The sequence below is a fragment of the Neochlamydia sp. TUME1 genome, assembly GCF_000813645.1.
In the GTDB taxonomy this organism is placed as follows: domain Bacteria; phylum Chlamydiota; class Chlamydiia; order Chlamydiales; family Parachlamydiaceae; genus Neochlamydia.
This window is the reverse complement of the sequence record NZ_JRXI01000001.1, coordinates 1-16936: the sequence shown is the minus strand read 5'-3', so window position 1 is coordinate 16936 and position 16936 is coordinate 1. Positions and strand designations below refer to the sequence as shown.

Below are 16936 nucleotides of genomic sequence, written 5' to 3'. Positions count from 1 at the left end.
AAAAAGAAAATTTCATTTTTCCTTTCTAAAACTGATGCAATGATGAAGTATTTTAGGGTAAATCAGGTCGGACTAAATACCTAGAGCTACTTTTGCCACCGAGCGTTCGATAATTAAAGAGCCAACCTTGAAGTGTTAGGATCAGTAGGTTTATCACTAGCGCGGGCTAGGGATTAAAGAATTTAGCAAAATTTTTCTTTGCCAACTCTCAATATTTTCTTCCTTCACTCGTCTTTAGTCCACACGTTAACTATTTTATTTTTATAATTTTTATCACTATGCTTTGAGAGCACGAGTTAAAAATCTGTTAAAAAAATCAATTAATTACAAACAGCTTAAATTATTTGCGATTAAATTTGCTTCTTCTTCATCAATCAAAACAAATTGATGAAGATCTTGCTTATAACAATAGACATCCGCTTGTGCTATATCAAACCACCATCCATGCACTCGAAGCTGCTTTTTTTCCACGCGTTCTTGAATGAAAGGATAGCTGATAACATGTTGCATTTGTTGAAGCACATTAATCTGAGAGATTTGATTATGTTCGGATAAAGAAGGGTTAATACTAAGCCCTTTTCTCACCTTGTTTAAAGATTCTTCTCCATGCTTTAACCAGGAACCAAGATGGGGGCAATTATGGCCATCGACCCCTCGGGCTAGAGCTTGCATAGCTCCACATTCAGAATGACCGCAAACAATAATATCAGAAACGTTAAGAGAAAATGTAGAGAATTCTAATACTGCCGAAGCACTGCTATCGTAAGGTGAGGAAGAAGCCGGAGGTATTAGATTTCCAATGTTTCTTAGCACAAATATATTTCCGGGATGAGTAGAAGCAAAAAGGCTAGGCATTAGGCGACTATCAGAGCATGCAATAAATAGTGCTTCTGGCTTTTGCCCGAGTGCCAACTGGGCAAAAAGCGCGCGCCCCTCCTCGCTAAGGTTCTTTTTAAAATGCGCAATTTCTTGAATGAGTTTTTTCATATTTTGTAAACACTTGTTTATTAAGTTAAATGTATATTGTATATGCTGCCATTCGATCTATCCTCGCACGATGTCCGACCATACTAGCTGGCAATCAAACTCTTAAGCGTAGCCGATACCTAATTTTTGCTAGGTCTTTAGTATTTTCCCTTCTTGTTTCTTATATATTGCATAAAAGAGCATATGGTGAAAGGATTTTTGCATGCTTTCACTGGTTGATTTCTTAGAGAAAATGTTAATAAAATAAATTTTAATCTCTCAATATTTATTTACAAATGTTTACAAATATTTTGCGGAAAAGGGCATAAAAAAAACTTTATCTATCCTCAGCAAAATTTTTCAAAAAAGCGTTTGGTGATTGATTAAAGAAGAGAGTAAAGGCAATCGTTATTAAAAAAAAGCGCAAAAGATGAATACTCAAGAACTTAAAAAGATTATATCATTGGATATGAACCTTAAAGATATTAGATGAAGACCTAAAAATCAGGTGACTAGGAGCTCAAACAAATTATTAAGCTTCATAACCAAGTAAGGGAATGATCAAAATCATTGCCCTTAATTAAAACACTATAAAACTAATCCCAGCGCTACACTTACTAATTAAATAGGCAAAAAAGCCCTATAACATTTAAACAGAAGTAAAGTAGTGCTCAAGCCCTTCGCTAGTAGGCTTCATCGTTCTACTACCTTTTTGCCAATTAGCAGGGCAAACTTCGCCATTCTCTTCGATAAAGACCAAGGCATCTAACATCCGCAGGACTTCTTCGACATTACGGCCTAATGGCAAATCATTGACAACCTGATGACGTACAACACCTTTTTTATCTATAATAAAAAGCCCTCGATAAGCAATGCCTTCATGCTGGATAAGCACGTCATAATCGCAGGCAATACAACGGTTCATATCAGACACAATGGGATAAGTTAGGCCCTGAATGCCTCCTTTTGATTTAGGAGTATTTAGCCAAGCTGCATGACAATAGGGGCTATCTACCGAGCAAGCAACCAATTGAGTATCTCTTTTTTCAAACTCTTCAATTTTTTCTTGAAAGGCATGTAATTCTGTAGGACACACGAATGTAAAGTCTAAAGGATAAAAGAAAAAAACAACATTTTTACCTAAAAAATCCATTAATGAAAAAGTGTTGATGATTCTCCCCTCTATAACTGCTTTTGCCCTAAATTCGGGGGCTTGTTTACCCACTAACACACCCATCGTAAACTCCTTTTTTAATCTTTATCTTTAATTTCCAAAAAACTCTTCGGCCCTCTCTAGCCATTCTTCGGCACCTATCGTAGTGGCCTCTCCATGTCCTGGCAATACACGCGTATCAGGCGGTAGCCTGGCAAGCTTTGATAAAGAACCCCACATAAGGGATGGTCGTGCCGTAGGAAAAGATAAATTGCCAATCGTACCTTTAAATAAAGTATCCCCGGAGAATAACAGCTGCTCTTCTTGGCTATAAAAACAAATACCACCAGGGGTATGACCAGGAGTTTCGATGACTTCAAAAGTAGCATTCCCTACAGGAACCTTCTCACCCGCTTTCACATAATGATCAGGTTTAGTTCCTTCTATATCAATCCAACAAGGCAAGCCATCACTTCCAGGATTTTCTACATTATTTGCATCCAATAAATGGACATAAACAGGAATTTTATACTTATTTTTAAGGGGTGCTACGTCAGCAATATGATCCCAGTGCGAATGAGTTAAAAGAATCTTGGAAGCAAGTAAGTGATTTTTAGTGAGATAATCTATAATTGCCGGCGCGCTTCCTGGAGCAGGATCAATGATTGCTGCTTGCAAAGTGGCAGGGCAGCTAATGACATAAGCATTCGTTTGAAAAGGACCTGATACAATTGTATGGATAATCATTGCACCGGAGAGGATTTGAACCTCTAACCGCCCGGTTCGTAGCCGGGTACTCTATCCGATTGAGCTACCGGTGCAGAATGTAGCGCTATATTGCCTTACTCTCTGTATTTTAAGCAAGCTTAAAACTTATTTGGTAATCTCTGTTTCTACTTCTTTGCTTATTAAGCTCTACTTTTATAGATTTCAGTTTTGCATTTATTCTGCCGTTAAGCAAAGAATATCACATCTTTCTTGATGTTTTTGTGCAGATAATAGCTGCCTAAGCACCAAACATAACTGATAAAATCATTTGAAGCTTACGTCAATACTCCCTACAATTAAATATCTATTATTTCAACCTGCATCTCTCTCCCCTTATTTATAGCTAGAATGCATGATCGAAATCCCGAATATTTAAATTTAGGTGCTTTTCATCTCTTTAAACGTAAGAGCCTATCTTACCCCCTATTTTGACCTATTAAACTGCCTTATCAATGATCCAAACAGTTGATGCAAAATAAATTATTTAAAATAATTATAAGAGGAAAAAGGAGGTATACATGAGGAATACATACTCTAAGTGATTTATCAGCTTGTGAATGAGAAGCTATTAAAGCTAACCTTGAAGTAGATTACAGCAAAGGAGGCAGGCCCTTTAGACATAAAAAGGGAAATATTGGAAGCTATTTTTTATGTTTTAAGAGCCCGTTGTCAGTAACATTATCTACCCACAAACTTTCCTCCTTGGAACACGGTTTGCACTTATTTTAAGAAGTAGGAAGATACCCATTTGTTTAAGAAAATCAATCATCATTTAAGGAAAAGCTTAAAGATTAAACCCCGACTCTACCACTATCTTCATCGACAGACAGACAGACAGACAGACAGACAGACAGACAGACAAGCATAACAGTAGAAAGAGGGTAAGCTCAAAAGTTATAATGGTGTCGAAAAGGTTAAGATTCCTAATAAAGTTCACTTTCTCTTCCTACCCACCTTACAGTCCTAACTTACTTGAAAAACCCTAGAGTATTGTATCCGCAGCCATTTTCGGTCTAATCGCATCTATCAGTTTATGGTGAACTACCAGAGGTAGCATTTAGTTCTTAGAAAAAAGTTTGTCTAGAAAGAGGGGTAAGCATGAAAATAATTTTTAATAAGCAGCCTATTTTCCAGCCTAAAAATATCTTATGCTTGCCACGGCTCTTTTCTAAGAAAACACTTTTATCCGCTTAGTATACACCCTAAAAGCGATCTCCCTCAATTCTAAGCTCACAAAGTTTAGAAAGCTGCCGGATTTCCACAGGAATAGCGGTTAGCTGGTTGCCATTTAACAAAAGCTCTTGCAGCTGAGAAAGCTGCCCGATTTCCGGAGGAATAGTAGCTAGATGATTGCTTCTTAAGTCAAGCTTTTGCAGCTTAGTAAGCCGCCCGATTTCCGCAGGAATAGTAGTTAGCTGGTTGTTGGCTAAGCCAAGCCATTGTAGCTGAGAGAGCTGCCCGATTTCCGCAGGAATAGCGGTTAGCTGGCTGCTTCTTAAATCAAGCGTTTGCAGCTGAGAAAGCTGCCCGATTTCCCCAGGAATAATGGTTAGCCGGTTATCACTTAAATAAAGCCAATACAGCTGAGAGAGCTGCCCGATTTCCGCAGGAATAACGGTTAGCTGGTTGCTGGCTAAGCCAAGCCATTGCAGCTGAGAGAGCTGCCCGATTTCCGTAGGAATATTGGTTAGCCGGTTGCTGCTTAATCTAAGAGTTTGTAGCTTAGAAAGCTGCCTTATTTCAGCAGGAAGAGCGGTTAGCTGGTTGCTGTCTAACCCAAGCCAATGTAGCTGGGAAAGCTGTCCGATTTCCACAGGAATAGCAGCTAGCTGGTTTTTGTTTAAGTCAAGCTTTTGCAGCTTAGCAAGCTGCCAGAGTTCTGGCGGTAAAGAGGTCAAGCCTGATCCATATAAACACAGGGTACTGATATTCTTACCATGATCTCCTATCCACTGCATTAACAGCTCTCCTTTTTTCTTTAAAGGTAAAGCTTTAATTTGTGATTGGTTTAAATATTCTGTTCCTCCCGGTAGCTTTTGCCAGAGTAAGAGGCGGTTAATATTTAATAGATAAGAGGAGTAATTAGAAAGGGTAAAAGCCTTGCTTTCTTTAATATTTTCTTCAAATTTTAATGAAGAGTGAGAAGCGGCTAAAGTAAAGAGTTGTTGAAAGATATAGGGTACTTTTTCTTCAACAGAAAGAGTAGACTTAATTTTATAAATATTATCTAAAATAGCAGCTTGTGCTATAAAATCCCCATTTCCCTTAAGAAAATGAATTTGGATGATTGCGTTGTAAAGCGCGATCATGGAAATAGGATTGATGAATGGAGGAGAGAGAATTTGAATTTCTTTAGTCGAAGTCGTAGACGAAGAAGAGGTGGAAATAGAAGATTGGGGAGCGGCTGGGGAAAGAGAGGAAAAACTTCGGTAGATTTGTTGTAGCTTTTCGACGGCAAATTGTCTAATCTTTTTATTTTCTTCTAATAATTTTTCCGTCCATTTATAGCTTATCTTTTCTTTCTCGGTCAGTTCTTCACTGTCCTGGCTCATCAGCTCTTCGAGTTGATTTTCTAGTATCTTCTTTAATATAGAGTTTTCCTGAATTGAAGGCTCTCCTAACAGATTGAATAGGAGTTCGGTATAGCGTTCTTTAGGAAAGCCTGTAGAAGAAAGGCTTTTTTCTTTGCCTTTTTCTACTAAAGAAAGAGGAATGGGCTGTGAAGATGAAGAATCTTCTGAGGAGCGTTTAAGGCAAAATTCAAGATAGGCTTGGGCTTTTTCATACGTAGGAGTTAATTGCAAAGATTGTAGTAAAGCTTCTATAGCAGTTGCATGGTCTCCTTTTTCAGCAAGTTCTTGGCCCCGTAAGAAATGTTCTACAGCTTCCTCACTAGGCTCATGCTTAATTTCCTCTAAGGGATGGGATTCAGCTGTTTCAGCCAGCTGCCTCACTGTGTAGTTAGGTGCATACCTTTCAATAAACGTTCTATCTAGGGGACAAAGTTTATTGCGGGCTAAGCATTGGATCACGGTATCTTCATTAAAGGTATGGCCACAAGGGACTAAGGTAACCGCTCGAGTCATCAGCTCTCCTGAGACGGCATCTTCTATATTCTCTGAAACTGTAATGCGGAAAGTTATTAGGGTGCTAGAAGTAGGACTTAACGGCATCATACAAGCTCCTTCTTAGAGTTTTATGATAAGCTATTGCCTTTATTTGCAGGTATGAACTGCTTTTTTAAGCCATTACCTTACCTTTTGACTAAAAAGGTACTATTTATCTTCTTTATTAAGCAATTGGTATTTTAAGAGATAAGAAAGAGAGTCGCTTATTTTCTTATAGAAGCTTTAGCAGTTTCTCTTATTCATTTTTCAATTTTTATCTTATCTTCCCATACGTTGGTGAATTTAGACCGAGTCGATTATCATGCTTGTAAAAAGCTTAAGAGGCCTTATACCTGATAAAGAAGGCTTAAGAGAACTCTTAGAGCATAATCCATGGGAATCAGTGTAAAAAGCATGCCTAGATCAAGACTATCCAAGAGAGGAGGTCAAAAGCGATGTGCTAAAATAGGACAAGGAAGTCGAAGTGGTGAAAAGCCGCCAGGCAGAATACGTCTATAGGATGAAAGTTGGCGATAGAAGTAAAACGCGTATAAAAAATCAGGCAAGCATATTAAAAGCTTCAATTTTGCCACTTCCTTATCAGTTCATTAATAAAATAGTCTGGATTTTTATCAGGCTCTGCTTGAGCTATTTTTAATGCTTCCTCATCTGATAGTAGGCGATCATTTTGAAGAAATGCTTCTAGTTGAATATTTGCTAGTAAAGGATCAAATTGTTTATGAAAATGATCTAGCTGGCTGTATCTAAAACCATAAAAGGGTATACCCATAGTTTCCATCATGCTTTCCACCGACCTCATATGGCGCGGACTATCATCGATAAATATAACTTTACTAGGGCGAAGAAAATGATAATTTAAAAAATCTTTTAAGAAAGGACCTTTATCTTGATAATCGGTAAAAATGATGCCTTGAGAAAAGCATTTGTAGGAGTTAGAATCAATCAATTTTGGCAGTCGATTAAGAGAAAAATCAATGCCGACACTTTTTAAATGTTTATAGGCACAAAGGTCAGCCTCTTGCATGTAATCAGGATTTAAACAACGAGCTGTTAAAGCAAAAGTAAGAATTCCCTTTTGCTGAAGTTGTCTAATAATTTCAGCAGCAGAAGGATCTATCAGCCGCATCGGAACTTGAAGCATAATTTTTTGAATGATTTTATTAACTTCTAAACGAGCTTCATCCTTAGACAAATTAGCAGTAGCCATTTTAGATACAAAATAGCTCCACCACGGCGTGTTGCCTAGCATACTCGTCGTATTAATCAGGGTATCGTCAATGTCAAAAAACAGTATAGAATGTGAATCTACCTCTTGAAGGATATCAGCAAAACGATGCGTTTCTACAACTTTTGCTGAAAGTGGCATAGAGAATAGGATGGCAACAACTAACAAGAAAAAATTTCCCCTCAAAGCTAGCCAAATGCGACCTAGATGGCGTAAGATAAAATAATTTTTCATTATTCTCCTAGTTTTCTGGTCATTTTTCTCCTAACTTTCCCATCCTTCTTTACCTATTAGAGGAACGAAGCGAACAGGTTCAAAGGTCTCTTGAGTGTATGTTTCCTCAGAGGTTTTACGCAGACGCAGTAGAAGTTGGCTAAAGCTATCGCCCACAGGAATAATCAGGCGACCACCAATTTTTAGTTGTTTGATAAGAGTTTGAGGAATTGCAGGAGCACCTGCTGCAACAATGATAGCATCATAAGGGGCATGTTCAGGCCAGCCTAAGGAGCCATCTGCCACCTTACAATGGATAGAATGATAGGCTTGCTGTTTAAAGCATTGTTGAGCCGCATACGCTAGGCTAGGCAAAAATTCAACAGTATAGACTTCTTGCGCTGTATAGGCAGCTACAGCTGCTGCATAGCCAGAGCCGGTGCCAATATCCAATACAATTGAACTAGGAATAATTTCAGCTAATTGATTCATCAAAGCAACTATAAAAGGCTGGCTAATAGTCTGCCCCTCCCCTATAGGTAAAGGCCTATCTTCATAGGCATCTTCTTGCATAGAAGCAGGAACAAATAAGTGACGAGGGACATGCCGCATAGCTTCCAGGGTAGCTAGGTCAGTAATCCCTCGGGCAAGAAGCTGTGTTCTTACCATCTCTTGCCTTTTGTGAGAATAATCATCATCAAGTGGCATAGCTATCTTCCTTAAAAGTTTTTTTCCTCAACTTTTCGCTCTTCTTTATCAGCTTTTTTAGCTTCTTCCTCTGTGGCTGCTATTACATCAGTAATAGCTGCTTTAAGCATCTCGATTTTTGAGCCATCATACATTTTAAGTATAACAGTATTCTCTTCTATACGCACGATCGTTCCGACAATCCCCATAGCAGTTACTCGATCACCTTTTTTCAAAGCGCTACGCTGCTCTTCTATGGCTTTACGACGTTTTTGCTCCGGTCTCCATAAGATCAAATAGAAAAAAATCAGAGCGATCGCAATCATTACAAAAGTTTGAGTCATTCCTTGATCACGGGGAACGATTTCAAGGTTAGTGCCCTCTTGCGCAAAAGCTATCGTATTATTCAATAGAGTAAAGCCAAGTGTAGAAAAGCCGGTCATTTTCTTAATCATATTTTATCCTTTTAATGCGGATACAAGGCACAAACTTTTTGATAAAAATCGGCTAAAGTATCATTTTTTATTGCTTCCCTTAATTTTTGCATAAAATCTAGATAAAAGGCTAGATTTTGTAACGTGACTAATGTTAAGCCGGTCATTTCATCCACGTTGAGGAGATGGCGTAAGTAAGCCTTAGAGAACTGAGAAGTATAGGAGGGGGTAGAAGGATCGAGAGGAGAAAAATCTTCAGCATAACGAGCAGCCTTTATCTGCACTTTTCCGGTCCAGGTAAAAGCCGTGCCATTTCGTGCATTTCGTGTAGGCATCACACAATCGAACATATCGACTCCCCGCATTACACTCTCCACTAGATTACGAGGCGTTCCTACTCCCATCAAATAGCGTGGTTTTTCTACCGGCATAAATGGCACTGTATGATCGAGCACCTCATACATCACCGAAGCAGGCTCGCCAACAGAAAGGCCGCCGATAGCATATCCTTGGAAATCTAGATTAGCTAAAAACTGGGCAGACTGCTGACGTAAATCAGCATGCACTCCACCTTGTACAATTCCAAAAAGATTTTGATGAGGCTGCAAATCATAATTTCTACAGCGCTCCGCCCAACGATGGGTTCTTTCTAAGCTTTTTTCCACAATTTTTTTTTCACACGGATAAGGCGTACATTCATCAAATGCCATCACAATGTCAGAGCCTATAGTTTTTTGAATGAACATGCTCTCATCGGGTCCCAAAAAGTGACGCGAACCATCGATATGCGATTGAAAATGGACTCCTTTATCCGTGACCTTGTTAAGGGCAGACAAAGAAAAAACTTGAAATCCTCCTGAATCAGTAAGAAGAGGGCTTTGCCAGTTCATAAAAGCATGCAAACCACCAGCTTTAGCCAAAATTTCTACCCCTGGACGAAGCATCAGATGATAAGTATTGCCCAAAATAATTTGAGCTTTCATATCTAACAGATGCTGATTAGTCAAGGTTTTAACAGCTGCCCGTGTACCTACAGGCATGAAAACAGGCGTTTCTATCGCCCCATGGGCAGTTTCTATAATTCCTACTCTTGCACGGGAGCAAGCATCTGCCTTACAAATCGTAAATTTCAAAAAGAGCCTATATGTTTGATGGAGTTTTTTCTAGGAGAATCAAACTGTCAACATGAATAGTTTGAGGAAATTGGTCATAAGGTTGAATATATTTTACCGTATAACCATTCTGCGATAACTCAGCAATATTAGCTAAATGGGCCTGAGGATTGCCAGAAATATAGAGGATTTTGGGTGCATTGAGACGAAGTAAATGTTTCATGGTGAGAGGATCGAGACCCGCACGTGGAGGATTTAATAAGACTAAATCAGGTAGAGGAAATAAATTTTCATCTTGAATTTGGCCCAAAGCATAGCGCACCGCTCCGGAAATAATAGTGACATTCTGCCTATTATTTAAAGCAGCATTTTGACGCGCATCAAAAGCTGTCTCCGGAGATATTTCTATGCCTATTACCTGTTTAACGTTCTTTGAAGCGCAAATACCTAACACTCCTGAGCCGCAAAAAAGATCATAGATGGTATCTTCTTTGTTTACCTTCGCTAATTGCAGGGCTAAAGAATAAACCTTTTCTATTTGCCTTATATTAGGCTGAAAGAAAGAAGAAGGGCTAATTCTAAACTTATAAGTTTCTGCAGGCTTTTCAATATCTGCCTGAATGTCTAGTTCTTCCTCAATATACTGAGGTCCATAAAGTAACATTTCATAAAAGTTAGTGGCCATCCCAGGGCTTATCTGTTGTATCCTAACAAATATGCTTAGCTTAGCATTTGATTGTTGTGGCTCAATAGCAGTATGTAACGCATGGACAAAGCTCTCAAGGTGGCGATTTTGCAAAGCATAATCAGGGTTACCAGAGACCGTCAACATTACCATGCGGTCTCCTGTCTTCATTCCTTCACGTAGCGTCAAGGACCTTAATGAACCGGTATTCTTGATGGGGTAATAGGCCTCTAAATTTGACTCTTCCCACCAAGATTTTACCGCATGGACAGCTTGAGTGAACCAGGGGTTGGGAAGATGACATTCTACAAGATTAAAAACCTTTCCTTTGGTAGAGTCAAGAATCAAGCCTAAGTACTTAGTTTTATTTAAATCTCTTGAAAAGGTAAAATCCATTTTGTTTCTGTAATTCCACTCAGATTCAGAGGGCATAATAGGAAACAGATGGGTCTCTGGCGTGATTACACTGCGGAAAATATCTTTAGCTAAAGATTCTTTATAACGCAGTTGAGTATCATAAGACATTTGTTGCCATTGGCATCCACCACAGGAGCCAAAATGTATACATTTAGGAATGATTCGGTCTTTGGAAGGCTCAATAATTCTTTGTATCCCTCCTACCCAATGCGTTTTATTTTTGCCATGTAGCATAGAATGGACTGCATCTCCAGGGATGGCAAACGCTATCTCAGCTTCCTTAATTTCCTCTTCTGAACGTTCGATGCGACCTAAGCCATGTCCTCTCTTAGAAAATTCATTGATTTTAACATTCGCAAAACGAGTTTGTTTAGAATAAGGCATATCGCTAGATTATTAAATTTTGGTCAAATAATAAGGTTAAATAAGCAGCTATATAAAAGCAAGGTGATTTAGGAACAGTTAGAAGCTTTGTACAACAACGTAAGCAACTTAAAAATATAAGTGCGCCTGCTAGTTGGATTTTTTATTCACCAGGTCAGATAAGTTTTTCGAATTCGATGAGGAAAGTGAGGTAAAGGGGAGGTAATAACCCCCCTAAAAAACTATCAATTATCTCCAGCCCACTTGCTTCGTAGGAAGTTTTGCGGTAGGTCTTTTTAAAGAAAGAGGACGTGCCTTAGCTTTATGTGCTTTAGCTTTTGGCTTGGCTGCAGGCTTTGCAGCTGGCTTTGTAGCGATTGGTTTTGCAGCTGGCTTAGAAGCTTTTTTAGGAGCAGTTACTTTTTTAGCCGTTTTTTTGGTACCTTTCGTCGTTTTTTCAGATTTGATAGATTCTTTACGATAAAGCTTAGAAACTTTCTCAAGCTTAACGGTTCCTGTACGAACACGCTGAGAAGCTGCTTTATTGCCTTTCTCAGCTTTTTCTAAATCATTAGTAATGTTCTGAAGCAGGTCTCTTAAATTTTTGACCGTATCTTTTAATGCCATGGTGATTTGCCTCCTGATTTTTTGAGTTTCATGACGAAGTAATAAATATTAACTTTGGATATATTGTGCAACATTTTTCTTCACTTAACGAAAAATAATCTTACTTTTGCGTCTTATGTTAAACCAATTATGAAACAAGCGCTCAAGCAAAAAAGGCAGCTGTAGGGTTATCTTAAGCTTTATTTTTATTTAAATCTTAACATAATTTAAGAAAAACTCAGGCTAAAAACAATCTTACAAAAATTTAGGAAAAAGATTGTCACATATGCGTTTGTAAACTCTATCCAGGTACACTTACCCAAGCTTTTTAGCTTCAAATATCTAAGAATAAGGGGCTACAAGCGTGAAATTAAAGTTGTGCAAAAGGCTTAAATAACCGACTTACCTCTTCTTGTTTGGTAGGCTTTCTAAGAATGAAATAAAATGCAGCTATGCTAAGTATCTCTCTAAGAGTGGCTTGAAAAAAAATCATAGCTATTCCATTTATCAAATAGCTTAAACATTGATTACTCTTCATTTCCTTTTAAATTTTTGTGTATACTTTGATAATTTCTAATAAATTCGTTCATGGAGAAATGCTTGCCATCTTTTCTTTGTATGTGTCTAGTAGCACGTTTTTCTCCTAAAAGCCATTATTTATGCATCAATGATAAGCTCCTCTCTTTCTCTCTATTAAAAATAGATAAAATCAGGTTTACACCTCAAGGAAGCTCTCTTAAGAGCTACCCAAGCACTCAACTTTTTTCTTATCCTAAAAATTATATTGCAGGCTCTTCTAAGCGGTGAGATGATTAGGTGGATGGCACCTTAGAAAAAAGGATGCAAGCCTTAATTGATACAGCCCAAGCTTGCTGAAATGTTAGATTGATAACCTTTAGTAGCAAATGCTTCTTTCAGCAGAAAAAGGAGGAAAACAAAAGATTAAGTATGGGTTTAGAAGAAAAAGGAACAACCATGCATCCATTATATAAATGAAAAGGGCTTGCTTGTAGCTTTTAAGAATGCAACAGATAACTCCACGCCAAGCATCGAATGGCTCAAGCTTTAATCCAACCAAGTTTAACATTGGCTAAAATAGGAAAAAAGTTAATTAAAGTTTTTTATATTTGATACAAATAAGAGAGGATGAGGCTGAATATTTAAGGAATTAATTACTAATACAAAAGCCCTTTCGTAAGCTTATGAATGAAAAAATGCCGGGAAAACCACTGAGAGAGTTATTTTTAATCTAAAGAAGTGGGATGGCAAGTAGGGCGAGCAAGAGCTTCTATTAAATGGCAGCCAACTAGCCTCTCTTCCTGCTGAGATTGGACAGCTTACTAAGCTGGAAGTACTTGGGTTAAACAACAACCAGCTAGCCGCTATTCCTGCTGAAATTGGGCAGCTTACTAGTTTACAAGAGCTTAATTTAAGCAGCAACCAGCTCACCAGCCTTCCTGCAGAAATAGCACGGCTCCCTGAGTATTTAGATCTTAGGTTAGACGGAAATCCGCTGGAAAACATACCAGAGGAATTAAAGCAACGTTTTAGGCTGTAGCTGAAAAGTTACCTGCCTTCCTCACCTATAACGTTAAAAGGGCAAATTGGTAGGCTTAGAAAGTTTTAAAGATATAGAGAGCTTTTGGCTTACTGTAGAGGCGTAGGATCTAAAGGTCTGTTTCTCTGCTAAAGTTAAGGAAAAATTTTCTACCAGCTTTTCATATTTTTCTATTGCTAAGTTTAAAAATTAAAAGCCTTTTTCTTACATTTTCTTGCCTATCTTGCTTCTTTTATGTATAAGCATCTCACTAAAAAACAACTAAAAATATGTATAACACTTAAAGGCGCCCTTCAATGAATCCTAGCTCTTCTATCACCATTGAGCATTTACCTGATGAAATATTAGTCCCTATTTTAAAGGAGTGTGCTAGCCCTTCCTTATTTAGCGTGTGTGGAAGATGGTACCATCTCTTAGCTAATGAAGTCATGCCCCCTCTTTATAAGCAAATAGGTAAAGTGCATGTTCCTCAAGGAAATGTTAAGGAGCAGGCTCTTATTGTAGATAAGATTTATAAGCTAGAAGAAAAGCTTTCTGGAACAGCAAAGGTAAATGCAATTTTTAGGCAAATCTTTACTTTAGCCAAGTCTTTTTCTCCTTGGGAATTTAAATGGAAAACAGAAGAAAAAACAGGCTTAACGCTGGCTAATTACTCTTCTTATCTCTTAAATATTAATCGCCTTTTGCTTTTGGAAAGACTTCCTGGTGGGAAAGAATACTTGAGACGAGAAGAAATTAAGCACTTGCCTCTAGGAAAAAAAGGAGAGCTACTTAGAGATTGGATTGAAGAAAATTGTAAAGACTTAACTTTGCTAAACTTATCTGGAGCAGGTTTGATTTATTTACCCCCAGAAATATGCCAGTTGTCTAAGCTGGGAGTGCTTGACTTAAATCAGAACCAGCTTACCAGCCTTCCTGCAGAAATCGGGCAGTTGTCTCAGCTGCAATACATCTCCTTAAATCAAAACCAGCTCATCAGCCTGCCTGCAGAAATCGGGCAGTTGTTTCAGCTGCAATACATCTCCTTAAATCAAAACCAGCTCACCAGCCTTCCTGCAGAAATAGAGCGGCTGTCTCAGCTGCAAATGCTTGACTTAAGAGAAAACCAGATCACCGCTCTGCCTGCAGAAATCGGCCAGTTGTCTCAGCTGCAATGGCTTTACTTAAATCAAAACCAGCTCACCGCTCTGCCTACAGAAATCGGGCGGCTGTCTAAGCTGCAAACGCTTGACTTAAATGAAAACCAGCTCACCGCTCTGCCTGCAGAAATCGGGCAATTGACTCAGCTGCAAACGCTTGAATTAAATCAAAACCAGCTTACCGCTCTGCCTACAGAAATCAGGCAATTGTCTCAGCTGCAAACCCTTTACTTAAATCAAAACCAGCTTACCGCTCTGCCTACAGAAATCAGGCAATTGTCTCAGCTGCAAACCCTTTACTTAAATCAAAACCAGCTTACCGCTCTGCCTACAGAAATCGTGCAGCTGTCTCAGCTGCAAACGCTTAAATTAAATCAAAACCAGCTCACCGCTCTGCCTAAAGGAGTGGGGCAACTGTCTCAACTACGAGTGCTTGACTTAAGCCAAAATCAGCTCACCAGCCTGCCTGCAAACATAGGACGGCTGTCTCGGCTGCGATGGCTTTACTTAAATCAGAACCAGCTCACCAGACTTCCTGCAGAAATCAGGCGGTTGTCTCAGCTTATCACGCTTGAATTAGCGGACAATCCTTTGAAAAATATCGCCAAAAAATAAGGCAGCGTTGTCAATTATAGAATGAACTTAAATACTTTTTAAATTAGGGTGAGCTAAAATGAAATAAAAAACTTTTAGCCATCCTATCTTTAAACAAGTAATCCGCTTTCCTTCCGGCAGCTAAGCAAACTTAAACTAACCGTAACTATTCAGGACCTCTCGTTTATTTAGAAAATTTTGGAACTTGAAAATACCTTTTCTCTTAATAAAAAGTTTAATATCATGATAGGCATGATTAACAAGCCAGAAAAACCAACTGCAATTCGATCGGATGTATTTACATCGCTTCCTCAAGAAGTTCAAGCTTATATTCAGCTTCTTGAGAAACAGGTTGTTGTACTGATGCATCAGGTTGAAAAGCTTGTAGCAAAAGTTGGAGAACTTGAGGCTCGCTTAACTAAAGATAGCTCTAATAGTCATAAGCCTCCCAGCAGTGACGGTTTAGGAAAAAAGCCAAAAACTAGTAGTCTGCGAGGTAAATCTGATAGAAACCCAGGTGGTCAACCAGGCCATACTGGTCGAACATTAGAACAAGTTTTAAATCCAAATTACATTGAAGTTCATAGGCTCATGACTTGTGAACAGTGTCAGAGCAATCTATCTAAAGTGGAGCCAAGTGGCTTTGAAAAACGGCAGGTGTTTGATCTACCAAAACTTGTTGTGGAAGTAACCGAGCATCAAGCAGAGATCAAACAATGCCCTTGCTGCAATCACCGTGCTAAAGGTAAATTTCCAGAAAATGTTAAAGCGTCCACACAATATGGGGAACGTATACTTTCCTTGGCTGCCTATTTCGAGCATCAGCATTTAATTCCTATGAAAAGAATTGCTCAAATTTTTGAAGACCTCTATGGTCTTTCGCTCTCAGCAGGAACATGCCAAAATACAGATAAAAAACTTTATAAAAATCTGGAAACTTTTGAATCAAACCTTAAACCCCATCTGCTTGCTTGTAAGGTCTTGAATTTTGATGAGACTGGCATGCGTTGTGAAAAGAAGTTACACTGGATTCATGTGACCTCGTCTGCTTGCGCAACTTTTTATGGGATGCATCATAAAAGAGGACAGCAGGCATTGAATGATTTTGCTATTCTTCCTAATTTTACAGGCAGTGCTATCCATGATCACTGGTCGCCTTACTTCACCTACCAGCAGGTTCAACATGCTTTGTGTAATGCCCACCATTTAAGAGAGCTTAAATATGTATTTGAGCAAGAAAAAGGAGCATGGGCGCAAAAGATGGCCTCTCTTCTTCTAAAAGCCAATAAAATGGCTAAACAAACAAGAGATGAAGGTAAAGGAAAAATGGCGCTGCAAGACATTCAAATCATTCAGCAAGAGTATGCCAAGATTATTCTAGAAGGATTAAGGGATTATCAAGGCGTTTTAATGGCTGATGAGCAAGAAATCAAGCTGCAGCCCTTTAAAGAAAAAGTCGGTAAAGCAGGTTGTAATCTTTTGAGAAGACTACTACATAAGATGGATAACGTCTTAGCTTTTGTACATAATTTGCAAGTGCCTTTTACTAATAACCAAGCCGAACAAGATCTAAGAATGCTAAAACTCGATGAGATACTTTTTTATTCTTGACAGTTAGGCAACTTTTCTTGATGACTCAAAAGTTACATTTTCTTGTACTGCATTTAAATGTTTACGAGAAGGCCTTAAAACAAAGATTTCATCTAGCGTCTTTTCGAAATCACGGAAGAGTTCTTTTGAATTTTCATGCTCAACAATTTCTCTTATAACTTGACACAAAGCATCTACTCTAGACTTCTCTACTAGGCTCCCCAAGGTTGCTAAAGGGAGTTTGTTCTTAATGAAATTTGTTTGAGACAAATGAAAAAGAAAGCAGTGGTCAAACAGT

At 38.5% G+C, this 16936-nt stretch carries 12 protein-coding genes, 1 tRNA gene and 2 pseudogenes; 3 read left to right on the top strand and 12 right to left on the bottom strand.

Annotated features, from left to right (window positions below; all coding sequences use genetic code 11):
• Positions 1-324: 324 nt before the first annotated feature.
• From DB41_RS00075 to DB41_RS00025, 11 genes are all read right to left on the bottom strand, one after another.
• Positions 325-987, bottom strand: coding sequence for a carbonic anhydrase (locus DB41_RS00075; RefSeq protein ID WP_039383038.1), 663 nt, complete (start codon positions 985-987; stop codon positions 325-327).
• 628 nt (positions 988-1615) lie between these two features.
• Positions 1616-2203: a peroxiredoxin gene (locus DB41_RS00070; protein ID WP_039383037.1), complete on the bottom strand. Its 588-nt coding sequence runs from the start codon at positions 2201-2203 to the stop codon at positions 1616-1618.
• Positions 2204-2230: 27 nt separating this feature from the next.
• Positions 2231-2866, bottom strand: a complete 636-nt coding sequence (locus tag DB41_RS00065; RefSeq protein ID WP_039383035.1) for an MBL fold metallo-hydrolase — start codon at positions 2864-2866, stop codon at positions 2231-2233.
• A tRNA-Arg gene (locus tag DB41_RS00060) sits at positions 2867-2940 on the bottom strand.
• A 1149-nt stretch (positions 2941-4089) separates the two neighbouring features.
• Positions 4090-6063 (bottom strand): leucine-rich repeat domain-containing protein, encoded by a 1974-nt coding sequence (locus DB41_RS10410; protein WP_052243727.1) that lies wholly within the window; start codon positions 6061-6063, stop codon positions 4090-4092.
• Between the two features lie 511 nt (positions 6064-6574).
• Positions 6575-7474, bottom strand: a complete 900-nt coding sequence (locus DB41_RS00050) for a DUF2608 domain-containing protein (RefSeq protein ID WP_039383033.1) — start codon at positions 7472-7474, stop codon at positions 6575-6577.
• A gap of 30 nt (positions 7475-7504) precedes the next feature.
• Positions 7505-8161, bottom strand: a complete 657-nt coding sequence (locus DB41_RS00045; protein WP_039383031.1) for a protein-L-isoaspartate(D-aspartate) O-methyltransferase — start codon at positions 8159-8161, stop codon at positions 7505-7507.
• Between the two features lie 11 nt (positions 8162-8172).
• Positions 8173-8583 (bottom strand): preprotein translocase subunit YajC, encoded by a 411-nt coding sequence (gene yajC, locus DB41_RS00040; protein ID WP_155117506.1) that lies wholly within the window; start codon positions 8581-8583, stop codon positions 8173-8175.
• A gap of 23 nt (positions 8584-8606) precedes the next feature.
• Complete coding sequence (tgt, locus tag DB41_RS00035; protein ID WP_039383028.1) at positions 8607-9707, bottom strand: tRNA guanosine(34) transglycosylase Tgt; 1101 nt, start codon at positions 9705-9707, stop codon at positions 8607-8609.
• A 7-nt stretch (positions 9708-9714) separates the two neighbouring features.
• Positions 9715-11172 carry a 23S rRNA (uracil(1939)-C(5))-methyltransferase RlmD gene (gene rlmD, locus DB41_RS00030; RefSeq protein ID WP_039383024.1) on the bottom strand — a complete coding sequence of 486 codons (1458 nt, stop codon included), beginning with the start codon at positions 11170-11172 and terminating at the stop codon, positions 9715-9717.
• Positions 11173-11400: 228 nt separating this feature from the next.
• Complete coding sequence (locus DB41_RS00025) at positions 11401-11778, bottom strand: histone (RefSeq protein ID WP_039383022.1); 378 nt, start codon at positions 11776-11778, stop codon at positions 11401-11403.
• Between the two features lie 1270 nt (positions 11779-13048).
• Between DB41_RS00025 and DB41_RS12645 the strand changes: the two are divergent.
• From DB41_RS12645 to DB41_RS00010, 3 genes and pseudogenes are all read left to right on the top strand, one after another.
• Positions 13049-13315: pseudogene (locus DB41_RS12645) on the top strand (leucine-rich repeat domain-containing protein); the annotation flags it as partial.
• A 296-nt stretch (positions 13316-13611) separates the two neighbouring features.
• Positions 13612-15069, top strand: coding sequence for a leucine-rich repeat domain-containing protein (locus DB41_RS00015; protein ID WP_052243726.1), 1458 nt, complete (start codon positions 13612-13614; stop codon positions 15067-15069).
• A gap of 177 nt (positions 15070-15246) precedes the next feature.
• Positions 15247-16659 (top strand): IS66 family transposase, encoded by a 1413-nt coding sequence (locus DB41_RS00010; RefSeq protein ID WP_052243725.1) that lies wholly within the window; start codon positions 15247-15249, stop codon positions 16657-16659.
• Between the two features lie 3 nt (positions 16660-16662).
• On the opposite strand, the pseudogene DB41_RS12140 reads toward DB41_RS00010, so the two are convergent.
• A pseudogene (locus DB41_RS12140) lies at positions 16663-16936 on the bottom strand (hypothetical protein); the annotation flags it as partial.